Annotated in this window: 23 protein-coding genes and 2 pseudogenes; 5 read left to right on the top strand and 20 right to left on the bottom strand. The window is 72.8% G+C overall.

Annotated elements, in window-relative coordinates; genetic code table 11:
* Window positions 1-36: 36 nt before the first annotated feature.
* Window positions 37-498 (bottom strand): PhzA/PhzB family protein, encoded by a 462-nt coding sequence (locus ABGA99_RS13555; RefSeq protein ID WP_101420450.1) that lies wholly within the window; start codon window positions 496-498, stop codon window positions 37-39.
* 828 nt (window positions 499-1326) lie between these two features.
* Here ABGA99_RS13555 and ABGA99_RS13560 point away from each other — a divergent pair.
* Entirely contained in the window at window positions 1327-2178 is an 852-nt protein-coding gene (locus ABGA99_RS13560) for a S1 family peptidase (protein WP_347577579.1), read from the top strand.
* Window positions 2179-2320: 142 nt separating this feature from the next.
* Here the strand turns inward: ABGA99_RS13560 and ABGA99_RS13565 are convergent, their stop codons facing one another.
* Window positions 2321-3061: a TetR/AcrR family transcriptional regulator gene (locus ABGA99_RS13565; RefSeq protein ID WP_347577439.1), complete on the bottom strand. Its 741-nt coding sequence runs from the start codon at window positions 3059-3061 to the stop codon at window positions 2321-2323.
* Window positions 3062-3136: 75 nt separating this feature from the next.
* Between ABGA99_RS13565 and ABGA99_RS13570 the strand changes: the two genes are divergently transcribed.
* Window positions 3137-4438 carry an MFS transporter gene (locus ABGA99_RS13570; RefSeq protein WP_347582716.1) on the top strand — a complete coding sequence of 434 codons (1302 nt, stop codon included), beginning with the start codon at window positions 3137-3139 and terminating at the stop codon, window positions 4436-4438.
* Between the two features lie 10 nt (window positions 4439-4448).
* On the opposite strand, the gene ABGA99_RS13575 is transcribed toward ABGA99_RS13570, so the two are convergent.
* The 10 genes and pseudogenes from ABGA99_RS13575 to ABGA99_RS13620 all read right to left on the bottom strand — a co-directional run bounded on the left by ABGA99_RS13575 (window position 4449) and on the right by ABGA99_RS13620 (window position 11981).
* A complete protein-coding gene (locus ABGA99_RS13575; RefSeq protein WP_347577441.1) occupies window positions 4449-4802 on the bottom strand; it encodes a DUF1330 domain-containing protein in 354 nt (117 codons plus the stop codon).
* A gap of 114 nt (window positions 4803-4916) precedes the next feature.
* The gene (locus ABGA99_RS13580) at window positions 4917-5423 is read right to left on the bottom strand and encodes a PhzA/PhzB family protein (RefSeq protein WP_347577442.1); all 507 of its coding nucleotides are present in this window, start codon (window positions 5421-5423) and stop codon (window positions 4917-4919) included.
* 289 nt (window positions 5424-5712) lie between these two features.
* Window positions 5713-6939, bottom strand: a complete 1227-nt coding sequence (locus ABGA99_RS13585; RefSeq protein WP_347582717.1) for an FAD-dependent monooxygenase — start codon at window positions 6937-6939, stop codon at window positions 5713-5715.
* A complete protein-coding gene (locus ABGA99_RS13590; protein WP_347577444.1) occupies window positions 6939-7070 on the bottom strand; it encodes a hypothetical protein in 132 nt (43 codons plus the stop codon). The genes ABGA99_RS13585 and ABGA99_RS13590 overlap by 1 nt, the downstream gene beginning before the upstream one ends.
* A gap of 37 nt (window positions 7071-7107) precedes the next feature.
* Window positions 7108-8010, bottom strand: coding sequence for an aromatic prenyltransferase (locus ABGA99_RS13595; RefSeq protein WP_347582718.1), 903 nt, complete (start codon window positions 8008-8010; stop codon window positions 7108-7110).
* Window positions 8011-8352: 342 nt separating this feature from the next.
* A complete protein-coding gene (locus ABGA99_RS13600; protein ID WP_347577446.1) occupies window positions 8353-9162 on the bottom strand; it encodes an SAM-dependent methyltransferase in 810 nt (269 codons plus the stop codon).
* 29 nt (window positions 9163-9191) lie between these two features.
* Window positions 9192-10388 (bottom strand): hypothetical protein, encoded by a 1197-nt coding sequence (locus ABGA99_RS13605; RefSeq protein WP_347582719.1) that lies wholly within the window; start codon window positions 10386-10388, stop codon window positions 9192-9194.
* 187 nt (window positions 10389-10575) lie between these two features.
* A complete protein-coding gene (locus ABGA99_RS13610) occupies window positions 10576-10896 on the bottom strand; it encodes a hypothetical protein (protein ID WP_347582759.1) in 321 nt (106 codons plus the stop codon).
* 1 nt (window position 10897) lies between these two features.
* Window positions 10898-11173 (bottom strand): annotated as a pseudogene (locus ABGA99_RS13615) (GntR family transcriptional regulator); the annotation flags it as partial.
* A gap of 130 nt (window positions 11174-11303) precedes the next feature.
* Window positions 11304-11981 (bottom strand): lytic polysaccharide monooxygenase auxiliary activity family 9 protein, encoded by a 678-nt coding sequence (locus ABGA99_RS13620; protein ID WP_347577448.1) that lies wholly within the window; start codon window positions 11979-11981, stop codon window positions 11304-11306.
* A gap of 166 nt (window positions 11982-12147) precedes the next feature.
* On the opposite strand from ABGA99_RS13620, the gene ABGA99_RS13625 reads away from it, so the two are divergent.
* The gene (locus ABGA99_RS13625; protein WP_347582720.1) at window positions 12148-12726 is read left to right on the top strand and encodes a dihydrofolate reductase family protein; all 579 of its coding nucleotides are present in this window, start codon (window positions 12148-12150) and stop codon (window positions 12724-12726) included.
* Between the two features lie 21 nt (window positions 12727-12747).
* Here ABGA99_RS13625 and ABGA99_RS13630 read toward each other — a convergent pair whose 3' ends face one another.
* The 4 genes from ABGA99_RS13630 to ABGA99_RS13645 all read right to left on the bottom strand — a co-directional run bounded on the left by ABGA99_RS13630 (window position 12748) and on the right by ABGA99_RS13645 (window position 16773).
* Window positions 12748-14280, bottom strand: coding sequence for an MFS transporter (locus tag ABGA99_RS13630; RefSeq protein WP_347582721.1), 1533 nt, complete (start codon window positions 14278-14280; stop codon window positions 12748-12750).
* Between the two features lie 90 nt (window positions 14281-14370).
* The gene (locus ABGA99_RS13635; protein ID WP_347577451.1) at window positions 14371-15408 is read right to left on the bottom strand and encodes a Ppx/GppA family phosphatase; all 1038 of its coding nucleotides are present in this window, start codon (window positions 15406-15408) and stop codon (window positions 14371-14373) included.
* Between the two features lie 83 nt (window positions 15409-15491).
* A complete protein-coding gene (locus tag ABGA99_RS13640) occupies window positions 15492-16064 on the bottom strand; it encodes a GNAT family N-acetyltransferase (protein WP_347577452.1) in 573 nt (190 codons plus the stop codon).
* Between the two features lie 55 nt (window positions 16065-16119).
* Window positions 16120-16773 (bottom strand): endonuclease, encoded by a 654-nt coding sequence (locus ABGA99_RS13645; protein ID WP_347582722.1) that lies wholly within the window; start codon window positions 16771-16773, stop codon window positions 16120-16122.
* 201 nt (window positions 16774-16974) lie between these two features.
* On the opposite strand from ABGA99_RS13645, the pseudogene ABGA99_RS13650 reads away from it, so the two are divergent.
* Window positions 16975-17439 (top strand): annotated as a pseudogene (locus ABGA99_RS13650) (LLM class flavin-dependent oxidoreductase); the annotation flags it as partial.
* A 39-nt stretch (window positions 17440-17478) separates the two neighbouring features.
* On the opposite strand, the gene ABGA99_RS13655 reads toward ABGA99_RS13650, so the two are convergent.
* The 3 genes from ABGA99_RS13655 to ABGA99_RS13665 form a co-directional block, all read right to left on the bottom strand.
* Window positions 17479-18609: an aromatic acid exporter family protein gene (locus ABGA99_RS13655; RefSeq protein ID WP_347577580.1), complete on the bottom strand. Its 1131-nt coding sequence runs from the start codon at window positions 18607-18609 to the stop codon at window positions 17479-17481.
* Between the two features lie 167 nt (window positions 18610-18776).
* Window positions 18777-19214 (bottom strand): hypothetical protein, encoded by a 438-nt coding sequence (locus tag ABGA99_RS13660; RefSeq protein WP_347582723.1) that lies wholly within the window; start codon window positions 19212-19214, stop codon window positions 18777-18779.
* Between the two features lie 310 nt (window positions 19215-19524).
* Window positions 19525-20433, bottom strand: a complete 909-nt coding sequence (locus ABGA99_RS13665; RefSeq protein ID WP_347577455.1) for a hypothetical protein — start codon at window positions 20431-20433, stop codon at window positions 19525-19527.
* A gap of 203 nt (window positions 20434-20636) precedes the next feature.
* Between ABGA99_RS13665 and ABGA99_RS13670 the strand changes: the two genes are divergently transcribed.
* Entirely contained in the window at window positions 20637-21182 is a 546-nt protein-coding gene (locus tag ABGA99_RS13670) for a TerB family tellurite resistance protein (protein WP_347577456.1), read from the top strand.
* 65 nt (window positions 21183-21247) lie between these two features.
* Here the strand turns inward: ABGA99_RS13670 and ABGA99_RS13675 are convergent, their stop codons facing one another.
* Entirely contained in the window at window positions 21248-21964 is a 717-nt protein-coding gene (locus ABGA99_RS13675; protein WP_347582724.1) for a DinB family protein, read from the bottom strand.
* Between the last annotated feature and the right edge of the window lie 62 nt (window positions 21965-22026).

The raw sequence follows: 22026 nt of genomic DNA on the forward strand, positions 1-22026 counted from the left end.
GCGTGTCGAGGTTCGCGGGTGGTGGGCCGGCAGCGGTCAGGTCGGGATGCCTTCGCGGCGTACCGAGGGCACCTCGATACCCAGGGCGCGGAACTGCTGGCACGGGTTCATGAACTCGCGCTGCTGCTTGATCTTGCCGTCCTCGAAGAGGAAGGAGTGCAGGAAGTGGTTGCGATAGTGGCCGGGTTCGTAGCCGGGGAAGAGGATCTTGCCTTCGCCGTCGCACTCCACCCAGAAGCGGTTGGGGTCCTGGGTGTCGAATATCTCGATGTTGATCCAGGCCCAGTCGGGGAAGCACTTCAGCGACCAGACGGCGTGCTCGCCCAGGGTGTCGCGGCCGCTGATGACGATGGGCTCGCCGGTTTCCGTGGTCCACAGCCCGCCGGTGCCGTCCTCGGTGAACAGCAGGTGCCGCTCCAGCCGGTCCTGGCCGCGGCAGTGCATGTACTTGTCGACGATGGCGCGGTTGTGGTCACGTACCTCTTTGTCGGTGGACATAAGTGGTCTCGCTTCCCTTTTCTCTGGATGGCGGCTGGAAGGATATGGACCGTAAGGACTTCGTTGTCCCTCAGACGGTCAACGCCCGCCGGGCACGTGGGCGTCGGAGGTGCTTCCCGCACCGGCGGATTTCATGGAATTCCGGGGTTGCTGCACGGAACAGGACCCGCACGGTCAGCGGGGCCGGTCGGAATTCCCGGCGGGCCTTGGCGCGCCGCGGGCACACCGCTGCGCGGGTCGCGTACTCGGGATGTGGGAGCGCCGCGGCGGAACCACGGCCGCGGTGGAAGATCGGACTGAAACACGCACCACCGGGTCGAGCCCCCCTTGCCCCTTGCACGGATCCGGACCTGCTCCTGCACCATATCTGTCCGACAGGCCATTTCAACACGAGCAAGCGCCTCGGCAGGGATGCCTGGCAATGAATTGCCATTCTGTTTCGGGCCGACTGTGCAATACGTCGCGCGGGTGTCGCGGCGATGAATGTGCGCCGTCACAGAGTACGGGTCGAAAACCCCTGGGGCGGTCGTAACGGGCCGAATCCGGCGGGCATTTGGGCGCGCGCGCCGCGAACGGGCGCGGCGGGGCGTACGGGTGGGGCGCGGGGATGTGGGCGGGGCGCACGGGACGGCACCCGGCCGGGGCGGTCTTGCGCTTCGCCGCCGGGTGCCCAAGACTCCCCTACGACATGTCAGGGGCACGGCAAAAGCCGGGCCGCTGACGGTGTGTCTCACGGGCCCGTCACCTCGGGCCCTGGTTTCCCCCAGACCAGAGGAGACATCTGTGAAGATCCCTCGCACCACCCCCACCGGGGCTTCCCGCGGCAAACTGCGGTTCATCACCGCGACCGCCGGCCTCGCCGCCGTGGCAGCGCTCGCGCTGCCCGCGGGTGCGAACGCACAGGAAGCCTCACCTTCGTTCAGCGCGGCAGAGCTCCGGACCGTCGACCAGGCGGTCGGCGAAGCGGACGTCGCGGGCAGCGCCTGGTACGTCGACCGCGCCAGCGACACCGTCGTGGTCACCGTCGACAGCACCGTCTCGAAGGCCGAGGTGGCCCGGATCACCGAGGCGGCCGGCGAGCACGCCGGAGCCGTCGACATCAACCGCACCGAAGGCAAGTTCACCAAGTACATCGCCGGCGGCGAAGCCATCACCACCGGCGGCGCCCGCTGCTCGCTCGGCTTCAACGTCCAGAACAGCAGCGGCACCAAGTTCGCCCTGACCGCCGGTCACTGCACCAACATCGGCAGTTCGTGGTCCATCGGCACCAGGTCCGGCACCAGCTTCCCGACGAACGACTACGGCATCATCCGGCACTCCAACCCCGCAGCGGCGGACGGCCGGGTGTATCTGTGGAACGGGAGCTACCAGGACATCACCAACGCCGCCAACCCCTCGGTCGGCCAGTCCGTCCGGCGCAGCGGCAGCACCACCGGTCTGCACGGCGGGTCCGTCACGGGCCTGAACGCCACCGTCAACTACGGCGGCGGTGACGTCGTGTACGGCATGATCCAGACGAACGTCTGCGCCGAGCCCGGCGACAGCGGCGGCCCGCTCTTCGCCGGCAGCACGGCCCTCGGCCTGACCTCCGGCGGCAGCGGCAACTGCTCCTCCGGCGGCACGACGTTCTACCAGCCGGTCGTCGAGGCCCTGAACGCCTACGGCGTCAGCGTCTTCTAGCCCCGGCACAGCACACGCGACACGGCACGTCGCCCCGGCCGGCCACCCGCCGGCCGGGGCTCACGCGTTCCGGCGCCCCTCCCGCGGCCGGGTGCGCCCGGTTCGCACCCGAAGGGCCCGCCTGCGCCCCCCGCGCCACCCGCTACTCCCGGCTCACGACGAGGACCGCGATGCCGTCGAGCAGGCGCTGGAGCCCGAACTCGAACTGGTCGCCCTGATACGGCGCCGCGCCCGCGACGACGGCCCGGCGCAGCGCCGGGAACCGGGCGAAGTCGACCAGCCCGGCGACGCCTTCGTCGCGGAGGCGCACCCGCTCCCCGGCCGGTGCGCCGGCCTCGGCGGCCTCCGGCAGATGCAGCCGGCCGAGGCCGCGCACGTACGCATCGACGGACTCGACCACGGCGAGCTTCTCCGCTTCGCTCAGCCCCGTGCCGTCGAAGATCCGCAGCATCGAGTCCAGCCAGCGCAGCATGTTCGGCCCCGGTACCTGCACGGTGGAGCCCAGCCGGGCGATCCACGGCCGGCGGCGCAGATCCTCCCAGTCCTCGCGGGCGCTCGCCTCCAGCTTCTGCCGCCAGTCACCGGGCCGTTCGTGCGGGAGCACGTCACCGGCGGCCCAGGAGTCCAGCATCAGCGCCTCCAGCTCGGCGCGTCCCGGGAGGTAGGTGTAGAGGGAGGCGGTGCCGATGCCCAGGCGGCCGGCCAGGGCCCGCATGGACAGTGCGTCGAGCCCCTGCTCCTCGACGAGTTCCACGGCGGCGGCGACGATGCCCGCCAGGGTCAGCCCCCGCACCGGGCCGCGGGCCCGGTCCGGCTCGCCCGCCCACAGCAGCCGCAGGGCACGGCGCTGCGCCTCCTCGGCCGCGCTGCTGCTGGTGCTCACGAAGTCCCCGATCGGTCGCGGGGAGTGTATCGTTCACCCAAAGTCCGAACGCCGTTCGGAGTAAGGGGGTGGCCGGTGGCCGGCGCAGAATCGGCGGACGCCTCGGGTGCGGACGGCGGCGCGCGCCCGGCGCGCACCAGGGAGGAGCGCGGGCTGCTGGCGGCGACGCTGGTGGGCGGCCCGTACGAGCTGATCGACTTCCTCCTCCCGCTGTGGGCGGGCGCGGCGATCGGTCTGGGGGCCGCCGAGGTCGGCGTGCTGCTCGCGGTGGAGCTGGTCTTCTCGGTGCTGGTGCGGCCGGTCGCGGGCGTGCTCGCGGACCGGTACGAGCGCACCGTCGTGGCCGCCGCGGGCGCCGCGCTCTACGCCGTCTCGGCCGCCGGGTACGGGCTGGCCGGCAGCGCGCCCGCCGCCTGGGCCGCGGCCGCGGCGGGCGGCGTGGGAGGAGCGCTGCTGTGGGTGGCGGTGCGGGCGCTGGTCGGCGAGCGGCTGGCGGAGGACTCCTCGGTCTTCCCGCGGCTGTTCGCCGCGCAGGAGACGGGTTCCTGGATCGCGTTCGTCGCCGGCATGACGCTGATCGGGCAGATCGACTACCGCGGGGTGTTCCTGGGGTGCGCGGCGGCGTGCGCGGCGGCGGCGGTGGCGCTGCTGACGGCGCCCCGCAGGCCGCACGGGAGCGAGGGCAAGGACGGCGCGGACGGGGCGGGAAGCGGGCACGGCGCGGGGGCGGCGGCGGCCGGGCTGGGCTCGGTCGGCCGCCGGCTGCGCCCCGTGCTGATCGCCGTCGCGTTCACCATGACCGCCGAGGCGGCCGTCTCCCTGCTGCTGCTCTTCCACCTCCAGCGGGAGTTCGGCCTGGAGGTGGTGGAGGTGGCCTACGTGTTCCTGCCCGGCGCCATCGTGATGAGCGCCGCGGCCGAGCGGCTGCACGGGCTGGTCGTGCGCTTCGGCCGGCGGCGGGCGCTCACGGCAGCGTCGGTGTCGGGCGCGGGGTTCGCCGCGGGGCTGGCGTGGGCGCCCAACCCGTATGTGATCGCGGGGCTGTGGATCCTCAGCGGGCTGTCCTGGGCGGTGGTGCTGCCGGTGCAGCAGGCGGTGATCGTCGAGGCGTCGCCGGGGCGGACGGGCCGGGCCATGGGGGTGTACGAGTCGGCGAGCCTGCTGGGCGGGCTGGCCGGGGCGCTGGCGGCGGGGGTGCTCTACGAGGGCGCCGACTGGACGGTGGCGTGCCTGGCGGCCTCGGCCGCCCTGCTGGCGGGTGCGGTGGTCGTACCCCGGGCCGTACGGAGCCTCGGCGTCCCCGACATGCCGCCCCCGCCGCCGGCGCCCGCCCCCGGACCGGAGGAGGACGCGGATCCCGGCCCCGGACCGCGGTGACGCCCCGCCGCTACGCGGTGCCCCGGGCGGCGGCCTCCCGGATCGTACGGACCGCCACGGTCGGGACGTAGTCCTCGGGTACGCCCTCGACCAGGATGATGTCGCCGTCGATGTGCCGCGAGCGCAGCGGCGCCAGTTCCCGGTAGGCCGGCGAGTCCCACCAGGCCCGCGCCTCGGCGATCCCGGGGAAGCCGATCATCACCACGCCCCCGGGCCAGTCGCCCTCCTTCACCTCGTGCGGTGTGGCGTGCACGAGGAAGCGGCCGCCGTACGGCTCGAAGGTGGCCGGCAGCCCCTCGATGTAGTCGGCGACCTCCGCGTGGGGGGCGGCGTCCTGCAGCTTGGCGAGGGCGTAGGCGGGCATGGCGGTCCTTCCGTTCGGTGGCGCGGTCCGTACTCCCGATCTTCGCAGCGGGACGGACCGGGGTCGATTACCCCGCAGGTAAGGGACCCCGGCACGGGGCGTGCCACGCGCCCGTCAGGAGGGGATCCAGTCCCGCTCGATGTGCGGGGTCTCGATGCTCAGCGCGCGCATGTGCTCGATCGGGTTGGTGTACTCGCGGCTGGCGAGGATCCGTCCGTCGCTGAGCGTGAAGCCGTGGATGAAGTGGTTGCGGTAGCGGCCCTGGGGATATCCGGGGAAGCGGATGGTGCCCTCGCCCTGGCACTCGACCCAGATGACCGAGGGGTCCTGCGTCTGATAGATGTGCACGTCGATCCACTGCCAGTCCGGCAGCACCTCCATCGACAACTCACCGTGCCGCTTCAGGTTCTCGCGCCCCCTGACGACGATGGGCCGCCCCATGTCGGTGTAGAACAGCGACGCTGTGCCGTCGTCGGTGTAGAGGGTGTAGCGGCGCAGCCGGGCCTCCGCGCCGGTCTGCATGTACTGCTCGACGGCCAGGCGGTTGCGGGCCCGCAGGTCGTGGTGGTCGGTGAACACCGGAGCGGCGGTATCGAGTGGTCGGGACACGGACGAGGTCATGGCGTCTCCTGGCGCATGCGTCGGATGTGGCGGTGGTGCTGGTGGGGGGAGATCGCGTACGCCGCCATGGGGGGACGGATGCGGACGTACGCGCCGGTCCGCGGCCGGAGGCCGGAGCCGGCCGCGGCCGGTGCCGCGTCGGAGAGCAGCCGGGGCCCGCCGGCGGATGCCGGCGGGCCCCTTCGGTCTCGACTCCGCGGCGTTCCCGTCGCCGGGACGCCGCCGGGCACCGTTGCGTGCCCGCGCACCGAGTCCTCGTTCCGGCCGGGGCCCGTCGCGACCGGCGGCTCTACTCGCGGTGCGGCGGGTCGTAGGAGGGGCGGGAGTTGAGCTGCGCCACCTCGCTCTCGGCCTTCTTGCGGTACATCTCCATCATCTGGGTGACCCGGGCGCGGTCCCACGTGTCGGGGCTCGTGGCCCGCTCCATGGCCCTGGCGGCCATGACGACGCCGTTGGCCTCCTCCAGGCGGGCGTGCTCGTACGCAGCCAGCCCCGCCGGCACGTCCCCGTCCGCCCGCGCCAGCTCGTAGGCGAGCACGCGCGCGTCCAGGACGGCCTGTGTTGCGCCGTTGCCCCCCGCCGGGTACATGGGGTGGGCGGCGTCGCCGAGGAGCGTGACGCGGCCGCTGCCCCAGGCGGGCAGCGGGTCGCGGTCGACCATCGGGTACTCCAGGACGTCCCCGGAGCGCTCCAGCAGGTCGCGCACGTCGAGCCAGCCCATCGACCAGCCCTCGTAGTGCGACAGCACCTCCTTGAGGAGGCCCTCGCGGCGGTCGTCGACGGGGCCGTCGGCGGCCTCGGGCAGCAGGCCCGGCTCGGCGACCCGCACCAGGCAGACCCAGTTGGTGCGGTCCTTGCCGATCGGGTACGCGACGAGCGTCACGTCGCCGTCGCTCGCCCCGACCCAGGAGCGGCCGGTGAGGAACGCCGGGACGCCCTCGGTCACACCGCGCCACATCCGCTGGCCGGACCAGGCCAGTGGCCTCTCGTCGGGGTGCAGCCGGGCACGGACCGTGGAGTTCAGCCCGTCCGCGCCGATCAGCGCGGCGGCCTGGAGGGTCTCGGTGGCACCGCTGTCGCGGTCCGTCACGCGGACCTCGACGCCGCCGTCGTGCTGGGTGAAGTCGTGCAGCCGGGTGCCGGTGCGGACGGCGTCGGCGCCGAGCCGCCGGCGGACCTCTTCCAGAAGCATCAGGTGCAGCTCGCCGCGGTGGATGCAGTACTGCGGCCACTGGGAGCCGGTCGCCTTGCCGCGCGGCTGGGTGAAGAGCTGGTTGCCGGACTTGTCGCAGAAGACGTACTCGGCCGTGGCCACGCCGAGTTCGGCGAGTTCGTCGCCGAGGCCCAGTTCGGTCAGCTCGCGGACGCCGTGGGTGAGGAGGTTGATGCCGACGCCGAGGGGCTCGATGCGGCGGGCGCTCTCGACGACGAGCGAGTCGATGCCCGCGGCGTGCAGGCTCAGCGCGGTGGTGAGCCCGCCGATGCCGCCGCCGGCGATGAGCACGGGAGCGGCCATCAGGCGCCTCCCCCGGTTGCGCCGGAACGCCGGGTGCAGGCGTTTGCGGCAGGAGCGGGTTCGTGGTTGCGGAGGTGGACGGACAGCGTGGCCGGGTCCTCGGATTCGGTGCGTTCGGGGGTCTCGGTCATGCTCGGCTCCTTGTGCTCACGTGCTTTCCGGCCGGGTTCAGTCCGCGGGACGGACCCGGTCGGATACCTGAGATGACATCTGGTAGTACGAGGCGAGCTTGAAGAATTCCTCCCCCCGGGCCACCGTGCCGGCGTAGACGTAACTGGGCTCGCCGCCGTGCACGGTCGGCATGTCGCGGGCGAACTTCCCGACCTCGGGCGCTATTCGGGACGGCAGCAGGTCCGGGTCCGAGGTCCTGGTGGAGAAGCACATGCGCTCGATCCGGGTGGTGTCCCAGCCGAAGGTCGGGTACATGGCGTACGAGGTGCCGATGAACTCCAGCATGTGCTCGCTCGGTTCCGGCAGCCCCATGCTGCGAAGGGCGGGGATGATGGCGTCGGGGCGCGTGTACTCGGGAGTGAGCCCGCTGATGTAGAGGTTCCAACTGCGGCTGCGGTAGTCGACGCCGATGGCCGAAACCTTGCCGTCGAGACCGGCCTCGGCGAAGAAACCGGCGTGCTCGGCGAGGGCCGGTGGAACGGACGGCAGTTCGGTGAGCGCCTTCATGCTCTGCGGCTTGGCGAGCGGGAAGAAGGTCACCGCTTTCCGGAAACCGCCGACGACGCCGAAGTCCACCGCGTAGGCGTCGACGGGAAAGCGCTCGTGAATCTCGGGAAACAGCCCCGTGATCGCATGGTCGGTCTTGTCCAGCAGACCGCCGGCCACCGCGGCGGCATAAGGGTCGCCCGCCTCGGCGGGCAGGGTGAAGTCGAAAGCCAGCTCGCCCCGGTACCGCTCGCCCGTCCCCATGCTGAAGATGATGTGGGCGTCGTCCACGATCCACCGGCCGAAGGTCTCCAGAGCCGGCCAGACCTTCTCCCGGGAACACGGCGCGTCCACTAACCGAGAGGTTTCCTCCACGGCCGAAAAGATGGTTTCCAGCTTGGCGGCCTCGGGCATTCTTCCCTCCAGGGGGTCGACCTCAACAGCAATCGGAACCGCAAATTCCCCGCCGGCCCGAAGCAGGCGTGGGCAAGGGTGAGCAGCCCCGCGATCGGCCTGGGAACATGCCCGGATCCTCCCAGCCCTCGCTTGCCTTTGACTTTACGCGGGCTTGGCGACCGCTTGACATCCGCTCCCCCACCGTCGGAAAAACGCGCCGCCCATTCACCGGCGGTACGCGGACGGCGACTATTCGTCAATTCCCGGCGGGACGGCTGCCGGAAGGTTTCTTCTGGGGCGTGGCGTACGGCGGTGGCAGGCCAGGACCCGCACCGCCCGCGCCGTGCGGCGCGGTTCGCCTCACACCTTGCGGAGCACGGCCCCGTAGGCGTCGCACGCGTGTCGCACCTCGCCCGCCGGGCGCCACCGGCTGACCGGGACCAGGCCCGGCTCGACCGGAGTCCAGGCGCCCAGGATCCGCTCCAGTTCGGCGCGGCCCCGGTCGATCAGCGGGTCGCTGGCCCGGCGGAATATCTCGATGACGTCCGGCACACGCGGGTCGATGTCGGACGAGATGTGGTTGACCGCCAGGTAACTGCCCGGCACCACCGCCTCGTGGATCCGCGACACGATGGCGGCCGGGTCCTCCTCGTCGGTGAGGAAGTGCAGGATGCCCGAGAGCAGGACGCCGACGGGCATCGTGAAGTCCAGGGTGGCCCTGACGACGTCGTTGAACAGGATGCTGTCGGGGTCGCGCGCGTCGCCTTCGAGGGCCACGGTGTACTCGCCGTCGGCCTGGAGCGCCGCCATGTGCGCGACGGCGACGGGGTTCTTGTCGACGTACACCACCCGGGTTTCCGGGGCGATGCGGTGGGCGACCTCGTGGACGTTGTCGTAGATGTCCGTGGGCATGCCCCCGCCGATGTCGAGGATCTGCCGCACGCCGGCCTCGCCGACCCAGTACTCGACGGTGCGGTCGACGAAGAGCCGCTGCTCCCGCGTGAGCACCTTGAGGTCGGGCATGATCTGCTCGGCCTCCTCCAGCAGGTCGCGGTCGGCGTGCACGTTGTCACGGCCGCCCAGCGCGTAGTCCCAGAAGCGCGAGGGGTGGGGCTTGCGCGCGTCCGGCAGCGGCATTCTCCCTTCGCGCCCGGCCTCGTCCATCGTCATGTCCGCCTCCGTACCCGCAGCCACCGGCCTCACTCGCCGCCGAGCGTGATCGAGGTGTCGATGAACTCGTTGGTGACCAGGTCCTCGGGCGTCAGCCCGTCCTTGATCGGCTTCTTCTGCGACTCGAAGACCGGCCCGGCGACGTCGATCAGCTCCTGCACCCGCCCGGTGTCGAACTCGCCCACCGGCTTGCCGGGTTCGGCGACGAGGTCGAGCGCCTGCATCTGCTCCACCGAGTACGTGCCGACGCCCTTGGAGAACGGCTGGTCGGCCTTGAAGGTGTCGCGCAGCTCGATGACCTTGTCGATGACCGGGTCCGGGTTCTCCATCAGGTCGACCGCGCCCTGCTGGATGACGGGCACCAGCTTCTCCAGGCACGGCGCCAGCTCGGCCTTGTCCGCCGGGCGGATGACCGGCGAGGGGCCGGGGTTCGGGTAGTACTCGTACGCGAGCTGCGATGCGACCGGCTTGCCCCAGTCGGGCAGCTCCTTCTCGTAGATGTACGGGTCCTCGGTGGCGTACCCCGAGGTGGCGATGTCGCCGCCGGCGGCGACGAAGCGCGCCGGGGAGCCGTCGCCGGAGCTGTCGACCTGGTCCTTCTTCAGGATGCCCTTGCTGGTCAGGTAGTCCATGTAGGGCGTGGGGACGTAGACGACCGTGGTGTCGGTCTTACCGATGTCCTCGATCGACTTCACGTCCGGGTGCTTCTCCGGGTCCCACATGATGACCTGCGGGTTCTTCGCCAGCAGCGACATGACCGCGAGCGTCGGCTGCTTGTCGGAGTTCTGGATCGCCTCGTCGAAGCCCTGGGGGATGCCGAGATGGATGCTGTCGTCCGTGTACATCTGCGAGGACGTCGGGTTGAAGCCGATCGCCGGGCCGCCGGAGCGCAGCTCCAGCTTCACCCCGGTGTCCTTGCCGCCGGAGGCGACGAGCGGGGCGGTGACCTTCTTGGCGTTCGCGTCGACGTCCATGTCGTCGCCGAGGAGTTGGTACATGGCGCCGGCGGAGGTGATGTCCGGCCACCACGCCGTCTGGACCACGATCGTCTCGGGGCACTCCTTGCTCAGGTCCGTGGCGCCGCCGGCCTCGGCGGCCGGGGAGGCGCTGTTCTTGCCGTCATCGCCGCCGTCGTCGTCGCTGTCGCCACAGGCGGCCAGCACGGACAGCATCGCTACGGCGGCGGCGAGGGGGACCGCCTTTCTACGCACGTGGTGCAGAGGCATATGAGATCCATCGACGATCGGGCGGCCGGGGGCCGGTCGGGCTGACGGGGGTGCCGGACAGACTGATGACTGATCATAGACATGCCTTCCGCGCGTATGTTCGGCGCGTTCCCCGGTCGAGTTCCTTTTGCAACATGCGCGTTGGCCCGCCGGAGCGCTGCATTCCGTACGGGCGGGGCGGAGCCGGTCAGCCCAGCCGGTCGCCGATGCCGTCCCAGGCCATTTCCAGCGCACGGTCGGGCCCGCGGCCCAGTACGGCCCGTACCTCGTGATGCGCCTGGCGCATCCGCACCTTGCCGCCCATCTCGTGCGGTTCGGCGCCGATCTCCCGGGTGCGCCCGTCCGCACCGGTGCGGACCAGGAAGCCCCGCGTGCGGCCGATCTGGCACAGCTCCGCCACCAGCACGCCGGTCCGGTTCGCGGGGTCCGTCTCCCGGCGGCGGCGCTCCGCCTTCGCCACCCAGGGCGGGGTGTCGACTCCCCGGCTCCGGTCGTGGCCCCTGTCCATCCGGCAGGCGTTCGGAGCGCAGCAGGTCGAGCGCCTGGCGCACGGTGTTGCGGGTGGCGTCGTAGTCGGCGCCGAGGACCGACTCGTGCGGCAGCACGCCGTCGGCGTACGCACCGCCGAGCACCTGGCCGCGCAGCAGGTCGGCAAGCTGGCGCGCCCGGTCCGCGCGCAGCCGGCGGCGCCGCGCGGCGGCCGTGCCGTGAGCGCCCGCACCGCCGCCGGCCGGGCTCGTCCGGCCGGCGGCGGGCTGCTCTCTCAGGCGTGCTGCGGAAGGCATGACGGCACGACAGGCGCGTGTCGCGCGGAAGTGCGTTGCCGCAGTGTTGCGCCATCCCGAAGTGCCCGCGGTACGGGCCTGAGCTGGGACGACGTCGGACGGGTGCGGACTTCCGCCAGCCTTCGCGCGGCTAGAACGTCACGTCGCTGCAGAAGAAGTAGATCTGGTCCGCGTGCGACGCCTTCCAGATGGTGTAGACGATGTGGTGGCCGCTGCGTCCCGGTGCGCTGGCGTTCGCGGTGTAGTGGTTGGCGGGGCCGTACGGGCCGGCGGTGGCCACGCGCTCCAGGTCGCCCCAGTCGAGCGCGTCGGTCCGCGCGTCGTAGCCCTGCCGGGTCACGTAGACGTAGAGGTAGTCGGCGCCGTGGTACGCCTGGTCGAGGACGTCGACGGTGAAGCTGGTGCCGATGGCGTCGGTCTTCCACGCGCCGGGGGTGTCCATGGAGTCGTAGCGGCCGTCCTGGGTGCGGCCGGCGCTGCACAGCTGGTTGTCGGGGATGTGGGCCTGGAAGTTGCCGCCGGTGCCCTCGCGGTACAGGCCGTTCCAGTTCCACATGCCGTTGGTGTCGTGCTGCCACGCCTGCCAGCACATGGGGTCCTGCTGCTGCATGTCCGGGTTCTGGAAGTCGCTGCCCCAGCGCTGCCAGCAACCGTAGTTGCGGGAGACGGGGTCGGCGGCGGAGCCGTGGGCCTGGGCGGTGCCGCCCGTCCAGGGCGTCAGCAGGAGCGCGGCGGCGGCCAGGACGGCCAGGAGGGCGCGGACGGGCAGGCTCCGCGCGTCGGTGCGATCGTTCGAGAGCGATGACACTGCGACTCCTCCTCCGGGAGGGGGGTGGGGGACACCGATTGGGAGCGCTCCCAATCTCCGGACCCCTCCCCCGGCGGCGCCCGTACGAAACCTGCGCGGCGATGAGTTTCGGTCCCCCGCCCCGTCCTACCTCCGTACCGATCAACGGCCTCGTGAGGAGCGCATCATGACCGCCACGTACACCTTCGACGTCTTCAGCAGCCTCGACGGCTACGGCGCCGCCGGCGGCGACTGGACCGGCTACTGGGGCAAGCAGGGCCCCGAACTGCTCGACCGCCGCCTCGGCCTGTACGGCGAGGAGCAGCGGATGGTCTTCGGCGCCCACACCCACCGGATGTTCTCCCGGATGATCGCCGAGAGCTCCGAGGGCGACGACGTGCGCGACCCGTGGGTCACCCGGATGACGCAACTGCCGGCGACCGTCGTGTCGACCACCCTGACGGAGCCCTTCGACTGGCCGGACGCGACCATCGCGCACGGCGACGCCGTCGACGTCGTCGCGCGGATGAAGGAGGAGTCCGACGTGCCGCTGCGCTCGCACGGCAGCCTGGCGATGAACCGGTCCCTGATGGCCGCCGGCCTGGTCGACCGGGTGCACGTGACGCTCTTCCCCGTGATCACCGGCCGGTCCGGGCTCGCTCCGGTCTTCGAGGGCGCGGCCGACTTCGACCTCGACCTGATCGAGACCCGGACCCTCGACGGCTGCATCCAGGAGCTGATCTACCGGCCCGCCCTGCACGGCTGAGCCCGAGCGGCCCGGCGGCGGTCAGAGCGGGTTCCGGCGCTGCATGCGTACGACCTCCTCTGCCTCCGCCGCCGTCGCCACCGCGGGCGGGGAGCCCTGCAGCGGCAGCCCGGCGGTCTCCGTCAGCAGCGACACGGAGACGATGCCGACGACGGCGAAGGCCATCGTGTAGTACGCCGCCGCCATCGGCGTGTCCAGGACGTGCACCAGCCCCTCGATGACCGCGGGGGTGGTGCCGCCGAAGACCGCGACGGACACGTTGTAGCCGATGGCCAGCGAGCCGTAGCGGATCTCCGTGGGGAAGAGCGCCGGCAGCGTCGCCGACATGGTGCCCTGGAGGCAGATGAGGCTCCCGCCGAGCAGCAGCATGCCGCCGAAGACGGCGAGGACGGAGCCCTCCCGCACCAGGACGTAGGCCGGCGCCGTCACCACGAGGAAGCCCGCCATGCCGATCATCAGCAGCGGTTTGCGGCCCACCCGGTCGTTGGCGCGGCCGACGAGCGTGACGACGGAGATCATCGCGACCATGGTGGCGATGACGACGGCGAGCTGCTCGGCGCGCGGCCAGTCCAGGACCTCCGTGAGATACGTCGGCATGTACGTGAGCAGCATGTAGTTGGCCACGTTGTACGCCGCCACCAGCGCGATGCACAGCAGCATCGTCTGCCGCTGCCCCGCCACGATCCGCCGCAGCTCCCCCGGCGCCTGCTTCCCCTCGGCCTTCCCGGCCTCGACGGGTTCGGCACCGCCCGTCACCTCCGCCACGGTGGCCCGGCCCGCCTCGGACTTGACGAAGGCGGGCGTCTCCTCCAGCCGCAGCCGCAGGTAGAGGCCGATCGCGCCGAGCGGCCCGCCGATGAGGAACGGGATACGCCAGCCCCAGGAGGCCATGGCGTCCTCGCCGATGCCCGCCGTGAGCACGAGGACGAGCCCGGAGGCGCCGATGTAGCCGGCGAGGGTGCCCATCTCCAGGAAGCTGCCGTAGTAGCCGCGCCGCTTGTCGGGGGCGTACTCGGCGATGAAGGTCGCCGCGCCGCCGTACTCGCCGCCGGTGGAGAAGCCCTGCATCAGCCGCGCGACGATGAGCAGCAGGGGTGCCCACAGGCCGATGGTGTCGTAGCTGGGGATGAGCCCGATGGAGAAGGTGGCCGTGGCCATCAGGATCATCGTCAGCGCCAGCACCTGCTTGCGGCCGACGCGGTCGCCGAGCGGGCCGAAGAAGGCCCCGCCCAGGGGGCGTACGGCGAAGGAGATCGCGAAGGTCGCCAGCGACAGCATCGTGCGGGTGCCCTCGCTGGCACCGGAGTAGAAGACCTCGCCGAGGGTGACGGCGAGATAGGCGTAGATGCCGTAGTCGAACCACTCCATGGCGTTGCCGAGCGCGGCGGCGCGCACGGCGCGCCGGATCTCGGGCTCCTCGGTGACGGTGATCTCGCTCAGCCGCCAGCGGGGCCGCAGCTTGGCCTGCGCCACACGGAAGAGCAGGGGGTGGCGTCTTCGGGCCGCGGGATCCCGGGCCGCGCTGCCGTCGTTGTCCTGGGCCTCTGCGTCCATGAGATCCGGGGTACCACGCCGCTTGCCGCCAGCGTGGTCAACGCGCCGCCACAGCCGCCGGTTCGGCCGCTGGAGAGGGCCGAAGCGGGCTCAGTTCGCCAGGTTGACCGGCGGCAGGAGCTGGTCGAGCCCGAGGCCGCCCGGGTGCGGCCTGCGCTGTCCCGGTACGCGGGGCTCGTCGCCGGCCGGGGCCGTCCACCAGCTCACGCTGCCCTCCTCGACGGTGCGCAGCAGGATGCCCTCGCGGATCGCCCAGGGGCAGACGGTGACCACGTCGATGCTCATCAGCTTCATCGCCGTGTGCGCGACCACGGCGCCGGCCAGCGACTGCCGGGCGCGGGCGGGCGAGATGCCGGGCAGCCGGGCGCGTTCGGCGGCCGGCAGCCCCCGCAGTTGCTTGAGGGCGCGGCGGAGGTCTTCCTGCGCCATCGTGCGGGGGACGAACGGGCCGTGCCGGCCGGGTGCGGCACCGCAGAGGCGGGCGAGCTGCTGCATGGTGCGGGAGGTGACGACGGTGGTACGGGGCGCCTCCCAGCGGATGCGCGCGGCCACGTCGCGCAGCCGGTGCCGCACGTGGCGGCGTACGGCCTTGACCGCGGCGGGCGGCGGCGGGTCCTGCTTGCCGAAGAACTCCCGGGTCAGCCGGGCGGCACCCAGGGGCAGCGCGATGGCGAAGTCGGGCAGCCGGCTGCGGCCGCAGGCGACCTCGAACGAGCCGCCGCCGATGTCGAGGACGGCCATGGGGCCGGCGCGCCAGCCCATCCACCGGCGGGCCGCCAGGAACGTCAGCTCGGCCTCCTTCTCGCCGGGCAGCAGTTGCAGGACCACGTCGGTGCGCTCGCGGACGGCGCGGACGATGTCGCGCGCGTTGGGGGCGTCGCGTACGACCGCGGTGGCGAAGGCGAACGGCTCCGCCACCCGCCAGCGCCGGGCCTCCTCACGCGCGGCGCCCACGGCGGCGGCCAGCTCCGCCACCGCCCGGTCGCCGAGCCGGCCGTCGGGGTCGGCGAGCTCCGCGAGGCGCAGTTGCCGCTTGGCCGTGTGCACGGGCAGCGGCACCTGGCCGTCCGCGTCCGCGACCACCAGGCGCACCGTGTGGGATCCCGCATCGATCACGCCGACTCTCATTCAGCCTCGTGTACCCCATCCGGCGGCATTTTAGACATCCCTCCTCTTCCGACCCGAGTGTCCCCGGGCTCGCCGGTACGCGCTCAGCGCAGGTCGAGCCGCATCAGGACCCGGGGGTGGCCGGCCAGCACCGACGTCGTGTCGGCGGCGTGGGTGAAGCCGGCGCGCTCGAAGTTCTTCCTCAGCCCGGCGTACGCCATCGTCAGGTCGACCCGGGCGGTCCCGTTGTCCAGCGGGTACGCCTCGACCACCGGGGCGCCGTGGGCGCGGGCGAAGTCGACCGCGCCGGCGATCAGTGCGTGCGAGATGCCCTTCTTGCGGTGGCCGGGGCGTACGCGAACACACCACAGCGCCCACACCGGGAGGTCGTCGAGATGAGGGATCCTGCGGTTGCGCGCGAAGCTCGTCTCCGCCCGCGGCGCCACCGCCGCCCACCCCACCGGCACGTCCCCGTCGTACGCGAGCACCCCGGGCGCCGGCTCGGCCGCGCACAGCCCCGCGACGTACTCGCCGCGGGCGGGCCCACGCAGCTCCTGGTTGAGCTTGGAGGGGATCCGGTAGCTCAGACACCAGCACACGCCGGCATCCGGGGACTTCGGCCCGAGCACGGCCCGGACGTCCTCGAAGACCGAGGCGGGGCGGACATCGACGGTCATGCCACGAGGATGTCATGCGGGCGCCCTGGGCCCGGCAGGGCGGGACCGCCTGCGCTCAGGCGTGCGCGTGCTCCCTGACCTGCTGCGCCGCGCCCTTCTCCAGCGCACAGTGCACCAGCGCCGCGGTGAACCGCGGGAGCTGCGGCTCCCCCACGAGGCGGGCGAGCCGGGACGGGTCCTTCGGCAGACCCACCAGGCCGGCGCCCTGCACGACCTTGGCGTCGATGTACGGGGCGGCCTCCGGCCACACGCCCTGGACCTCGCGCAGGAAGATCGCCGCGCCGGCGGGGCCGAGGCCCGGGAACCGCTGCAGCAGGCTGCCGATCCGGGCGGCGTCGCCGTCCGCCTCGCGGCGCAGCCCGCGCAGGTCGCCGCCGTAGGTGTCCAGCAGCAGCCGGGCTCCGTCGCCGAGCTGGGTCGCGGTGCTCTCGTCGTAGCGCCGGTAGCCGCCCTCGCCGAGCGCGTCGACCCGCTGCTGCCAGGTGGCGTCGGCCATCCCGCGCGGGCTCCCCATCCCGGCGTGGAACAGCGCGCGGGCCGTGGTGACCGCGACACCGGCCCGGATCCGGGCGCTGAGCAGGCAGGAGAGGACGAGCAGCCGGTAGAGGGGCTGCGGGGTGTTCCGCAGCCGGATGCCCGCGTCCTCGGCATACGTGGTCCCGTACTCCCCCAGGAGAGCGTGCACCGTGCGTTGCTCGTTCTGCGTCACTGTTCCGTCCTTTCGGACCTGCGCGTAGCGCCGGCAGGGCGAGCCGCGGGACGCGGCCGCCCCTCTGCACGCAACTGTGCCACCGGGACGCCGGGCCCGCCCGCCGGGCGGTCGCCGCCGGGGGCTGATCTTGCGGGTGCCCGCGGGGTGTGCGACCGTGCGTGGCGCGCGTAGCCGAGCGGGTACGCGACGTGCGTATCCGAGATGCGCAACCACGGCACGGAGCCGCGCACCCGCGGGCGGCTGCTGGACGAGCGGTTGCGCGCGATGATCGCGCTGTGGACGCAGGACGAGGCGGAGTTCCACGGCGAGTTCGTCGACTTCGACCCGGTGTTCTGCTGGCCCAAGCCGGTGCAGCGCCCGCATCCGCCCCTCTACGTGGGCGGGGGCGGCGAACCGGCCTTCGAGCGGGTCGCGGCGTACGGCGCGACGTGGCTGCCCAGCCGGGTGCCGGCCGGGGAGCTGGGCGGGCGGATGCGGCGCCTGCGCGAGGTGGCGGGCGACGCGCCGGTGGTGCCGTACTCCGCGTCGCACGAGCCGGCGGCGCTGGAGACGTACGCGGAGCTGGGTCTGGAGCGGGTGCTGCTGGACCTGCCGACACTGCCGGAGGCGGAGTCGCTGCGGGCGCTGGACGAACTGGCGGCGGCGGCAGGGGCCCATCGCTGACGCGGGCGGTACGGCCCGGGCCGCCGCCGGCCCGCGGGGTCAGCGGGTGAGCCAGGCGCTGAGGCGCGAGAGCCGGGGGATGTGCTCGCGGTAGTCGCGGCTGCTGCGGTCCAGTGCTTCCAGGAGACGGGCGGAGCGGTGTTCGGTGTCGAGTTCGTCGAGGATCCGGTTGACGTCGGCGAGGAGCGCGCCGTACAGGAACCAGTTCTCCTCGTCGCGCCCCACGGTCTCCAGGAGCAGGGACTCCACCCGGTCGCGTCCCCTGCGGGCCGCCGAGAGGTCCGCCTCCAGCCGGCCGGCCGCGGTCTCGGCGCTCTCGGAGACCTCGGTCGAGACCAGTTGCGCGAAACTCACCAGCGCGTCGGCGAGGTAGCCGAACAGGTCCTGCAGCGCCACACCCGCGTCGCGCGGGAACAGCGGCTCCCCCTTCCGCCGGGCCTGCGCCAGGTCCGCCAGGCTGCGGGTGAGGACGCGCAGCACCACCGCGCAGATCTCCAGCGTGTCCAGCCCGGTGCGCAGCACCACCCGGTGCATCAGGCCCTCGCTCACCCGGGGATTGAGCCGCAGGCTGTCCTCGGCGCGGCGCAGCGAGGTGTCGACCTCGCCGACGAACTCGTCCAGCTCACGCGCCGCGTACAGCCGGTCGGCGGCGACCGCGGGCGAGGTGACCTCGGTGAGCTGCTCCGCGCTGCGCAGCAGCAGGCGGCGCATGCGGCGGGCCAGGTCCTCGATGGCTTCGCCGGCGCTCTCCACCCACACCGGGGGCGCCAGCACCAGGTTGAACGTGAGGCCCACGACGGCGCCGGTGAGCGTCTCCAGGATCCGCGTGAACGCCGTGTCCCCCACGTGGGCGACGCCGAGGACGAGCATCGCGCTGATCGCGACCTCGGGCACGAACTCGTCCACCCGCACGATGCGGCCCGCGACCAGCGAACTGAGGATGATCAGCCCGAGGCTCCACCAGCTCAGCCCGACCAGCGCGCTGAACCCGCTGGCGATAAGCACCCCGACCACGACGGCGGTGACACGCCGGATGCCGGTGGTGAGCGTGGCGTAGAAGGTCACCTGGACGACGAGCAGCGCGGTCAGCGGCGCCGTGAGCGGCTTGGGCCCGCTGGTGAGCTGGAGGGCGACGACGTACGCGAGGGTGGCGGCCATCGCGGCGCGCATCGTCTGCGCCACGGCGGGCGCGCGGAGCCGCTCGACGAGGCCGGCCAGGCGCGGGAGCCCCTTGAGGGCGTCGGCGGTGTACGACTTCAGCGCTCCTCCCGGTGACGTCGCGCGGCTGCGAGCGCCGCGGCGGTGCCGCCGCGGAGCCGGTGATCATGCCCAAGGTCTCACAGAGAGCGCCGCAGCTCAGCGCGCGGAGCCACCCCCTCGGGTCCGCGTAGGCCGAGGGGGTGGCGTGAGAGGCTCCGGCGGGCGCAGCCGCCGTCGGTGAGGACCGGGGTCTGCCAGGTGCGCCACTCGGCGAGGTTGCCGGGCTTCTTCGGCGAGATCCGGAAGACGCCGGGGGCGCTGCCCGCGCCGCGCAGGAACGTCGCGATGCTCTGCTGCGGCGGCCCGCGCCACCCGGCCCGGGAGGCGCAGTGGGTGCCGTCCCGCACGTCGGACCAGTAGCTGATGTTCCGGCCCGCGCCGAGCGCCTTGCAGACCTCCGCCCCGCCGAGTGCCGCCACGCTGCCGGACCGGGCGCCGAGCCCGTCGACGTGCGGGTTCTCCATGAGGAGGAGTCCGCGGGGCGCGATCATGCCGACCATCTCGTGGGTGTCCACCGGCAGTTGCGCCGGGGTTGCCGGTGTACGGGCCGAAGGCGTCGCCGTCCTCGACCCCCGGCGCCGCCTGCGCGGCGCTCGCACCGCGGTCGGCGGCGAACCCCGGCCGGGCGTCGAGGGTGGCGGCGAACATCGCCGCGACGGCCACGACGGCGGCGACCGCCCATGCGAGTGGTCGGGGCCTGGTGAGCGGGTGGAAGCGCATGGAGGGACCTCCAAGCCGGAGTGGGAGCGCTCGCAACCCGCAGGAAGAGGCCCGCGGCGCGACAACAGTGGCTTCCGGATACTTTCGCCGGTGTGTGCGACATCGCTAGGGCAGACGGCCACCGATGACCGCGCTCGACGGCACCCGGTCCGCCGGCACCGAGAACACCGCGACATACGGCCGCGGATCCCGGCACGCGCCGCCCGCCCGCACCGGCACCAGCCGCTGCGACGTGATCTCCAGCAGCGGTTCGTCACCGCAGCCCCGCCCCTCGAAGGCGAAGCGCCGCGCAGGACCCGGCAGCTCCGAGTCGTACAGGCTCCCCAGCCTGCTCCGCAGCACCGCGGCCGCCTCCGCCGGCAGCGGGCGGACGAAGGCGTCGAACTGGTCCGGCTGGCTGACCTCGGCCGCCCGCGGCCCGCGGCCCGCCGCGGCGCCGTCCAGCGGCGCGTACGCGAGGAGTTCGGCCGGTCCCGGCGGTCCCGGCGGGGCACCGCCGATCCTCGGGTCCGCGCCGACGTCCTTCTCCGGGACGGCGAAGACCGTGAGCACGTCCCAGGGGCTGTCGCACGTCTCGTACGTCGTCGTGCCGGTCAGCCGCGCCGCGTAGCCGGTGTTCTCGGCGTACGTGAGCACCGCGCCCTCGGCGCTGGTGCAGCCGCTGCTCCAGCCGGTCGCGACCAGCGCCTCGGCGTCCAGGTCGCGGTCGAGCAGCCTCTCCCGCAGCCGGGCGCCGACGCTCTCCTGCGGATACCAGCCGGCGAACGCCTGCACGTCCGCCGGCGAACGCAGCAGCGCGCGTACCGCCGCGAGCCCGTGCCCCTGCTCGAAGTGCACGGCCTTCGCCCCCGGCACCACCGTGCCCGTGGCGCCGTCGGGGCCGGACACGCGCGAGCCGTCCGAGCCCTCCACCACCCACCACACACCACTCGCCAGCAGCGCGCCCACGACGATCGCCGCCGTGATCAACCACGTGCTGCCGCGCACCCGCGCGCCGGCCCGATCCCCCGTCATGCCGTTCCCCCCTCGTTTCCCCCGGTACGCCTCTCCGACGGCGCCGCGCCCACCGCGGTTCCGCCGTTCCCCCGGACGGGTGCATGCGGAACCTCCGCGTCCTGCCGATGCGTTGAGAGACTGACCGCGGCACCGCTGTCTTCGGTACGACGACCGCGGTGCCGACGAGCCGGGCGCACGCCCGCAACCCGAGGTGGCATTCAGTGTCGATGTTTGATCGGATCAAGGACCAGGCCAAGGGCCTTCAGCAGTCCCGGGGCGGCGGAGCGCGGTCCGGGAGCCAGGGCTCGGCGGGCTCGGGCGGCGGGAGCAAGGCCCAGCTCGTGAGCATGTTCAAGTCGCAGCTCAGCTCGATGAAGACGGAGCTGAAGAGCGGCGCGTACCGGGACGCCAGCATGGCGGTCTGCGCGCTCGTGGCGGCTGCGGACGGACACGTGCACCCCGCCGAGCGGGAGCGCATGGAGTCGATGATCGTGAGCAACGACGTGCTGCAGAACTTCCCGCCGGAGCAGTTGCGGCAGCGGTTCACCAAGCATCTCGACCGGCTCACGGTCGACTTCCAGGGCGGCAAGGCGGAGGCGCTGCAGGAGATCGCCAAGGCCAAGAAGAAGCCGGCGGAGGCGCGGGCGGTGATCCAGACCGCGTTCGTCATCGCCGGTGCCGACGGCCACGTCGACCCGGCCGAGCAGCAGGTGATCCGCGAGGCGTGCTCGGTGCTCGGGCTGTCGCCCTCGGAGTTCGGCATCTGAGGCCGGGCGCCCCGTAGGCCGCGTGCCTCGTACGCCCCGGAGGGTGTACGAGGCACGCGGTGCGCTCAGGCCCCGGTGAAGCGGGCCCGCCACAGGTCGCGGAGCAGCGCGATCTCCGACATGTGGTGGATGAACTCCAGGTTGCCCGCCCACAGCACCTCGACGTAGGCGTTGTCGGAGTCGGAGGCGTACGGGTACTGCGAGAAGCCGACCGTGTCCAACTGCTCCTCGGTCACGGTGGCGACGCTGTCGCGCCAGCGGTCGACGTCCTCCCAGAACCGTGCCACGGCGAGTTCGGCGGAGGGCGTGAAGTCGACCAGCAGCCGGGGGTCCCGGCGCCGCTCGCCGAAGGTCCACTCCCAGCCGCCGGCGACGCCCGTGTGCAGATGCCCCAGCCGCCAGGCGATGGTGGTGACCGGGGCCTCGTCGGGCTCCAGCGGGCCGGTGTGGGCGAGGACTTCGCGGACCCGCTCGACGCTCACGTCCCAGTCCCGGGCGACCTTCTCCACGGACATGCCGTCGGCGACCTCCTGCGCCACCCCGGCGTATTCGCTGTGGGGGATGTCGGCGGCGCCCTTGTCGAGCACCCACTCCCCCGGCCCGTACGCCCGCGGCGTGGTCGCCTCCGAGCGCCGCCGGACCGACCAGCAGCCGGGCACCGGCTCCCAGCGGAACTCCTCGTCGCCGAGCCCGGCGAGCCGCAGCTCCGCCGCCTCCCTGGCCATGTCGAACTGGTCCAGCAGCAGGCTCAACCGCCCGCTTCCCCCACGCTCGTCCGCCATCCCGTCTCCCTCCACGGCCGCGGGTCTCGCGGCGGCGCCCTGCGGAGGCTAGCGGCCCCCGT

The sequence above is a fragment of the Streptomyces sp. B5E4 genome, assembly GCF_039871555.1.
Taxonomy (GTDB): domain Bacteria; phylum Actinomycetota; class Actinomycetes; order Streptomycetales; family Streptomycetaceae; genus Streptomyces.

Excerpts from the sequence above, each read along its gene's own strand:
- ABGA99_RS13610 (WP_347582759.1), bottom strand. The coding sequence starts at position 10,896 with ATGGACAGGGGCCACGACCGGAGCCGGGGAGTCGACACCCCGCCCTGG.
- ABGA99_RS13575 (WP_347577441.1), bottom strand. The coding sequence starts at position 4,802 with ATGCCCGCCTACGCCCTCGCCAAGCTGCAGGACGCCGCCCCCCACGCG.
- ABGA99_RS13605 (WP_347582719.1), bottom strand. The coding sequence starts at position 10,388 with ATGCCTCTGCACCACGTGCGTAGAAAGGCGGTCCCCCTCGCCGCCGCC.
- ABGA99_RS13665 (WP_347577455.1), bottom strand. The coding sequence starts at position 20,433 with ATGACGGGGGATCGGGCCGGCGCGCGGGTGCGCGGCAGCACGTGGTTG.
- ABGA99_RS13590 (WP_347577444.1), bottom strand. The coding sequence starts at position 7,070 with ATGACCGAGACCCCCGAACGCACCGAATCCGAGGACCCGGCCACGCTG.
- ABGA99_RS13640 (WP_347577452.1), bottom strand. The coding sequence starts at position 16,064 with ATGACCGTCGATGTCCGCCCCGCCTCGGTCTTCGAGGACGTCCGGGCC.
- ABGA99_RS13635 (WP_347577451.1), bottom strand. The coding sequence starts at position 15,408 with ATGAGAGTCGGCGTGATCGATGCGGGATCCCACACGGTGCGCCTGGTG.
- ABGA99_RS13630 (WP_347582721.1), bottom strand. The coding sequence starts at position 14,280 with ATGGACGCAGAGGCCCAGGACAACGACGGCAGCGCGGCCCGGGATCCC.
- ABGA99_RS13655 (WP_347577580.1), bottom strand. The coding sequence starts at position 18,609 with ATGCGCGCCGCGATGGCCGCCACCCTCGCGTACGTCGTCGCCCTCCAG.
- ABGA99_RS13600 (WP_347577446.1), bottom strand. The coding sequence starts at position 9,162 with ATGACGATGGACGAGGCCGGGCGCGAAGGGAGAATGCCGCTGCCGGAC.
- ABGA99_RS13580 (WP_347577442.1), bottom strand. The coding sequence starts at position 5,423 with ATGACCTCGTCCGTGTCCCGACCACTCGATACCGCCGCTCCGGTGTTC.
- ABGA99_RS13555 (WP_101420450.1), bottom strand. The coding sequence starts at position 498 with ATGTCCACCGACAAAGAGGTACGTGACCACAACCGCGCCATCGTCGAC.
- ABGA99_RS13585 (WP_347582717.1), bottom strand. The coding sequence starts at position 6,939 with ATGGCCGCTCCCGTGCTCATCGCCGGCGGCGGCATCGGCGGGCTCACC.
- ABGA99_RS13675 (WP_347582724.1), bottom strand. The coding sequence starts at position 21,964 with ATGGCGGACGAGCGTGGGGGAAGCGGGCGGTTGAGCCTGCTGCTGGAC.
- ABGA99_RS13625 (WP_347582720.1), top strand. The coding sequence starts at position 12,148 with ATGACCGCCACGTACACCTTCGACGTCTTCAGCAGCCTCGACGGCTAC.
- ABGA99_RS13595 (WP_347582718.1), bottom strand. The coding sequence starts at position 8,010 with ATGCCCGAGGCCGCCAAGCTGGAAACCATCTTTTCGGCCGTGGAGGAA.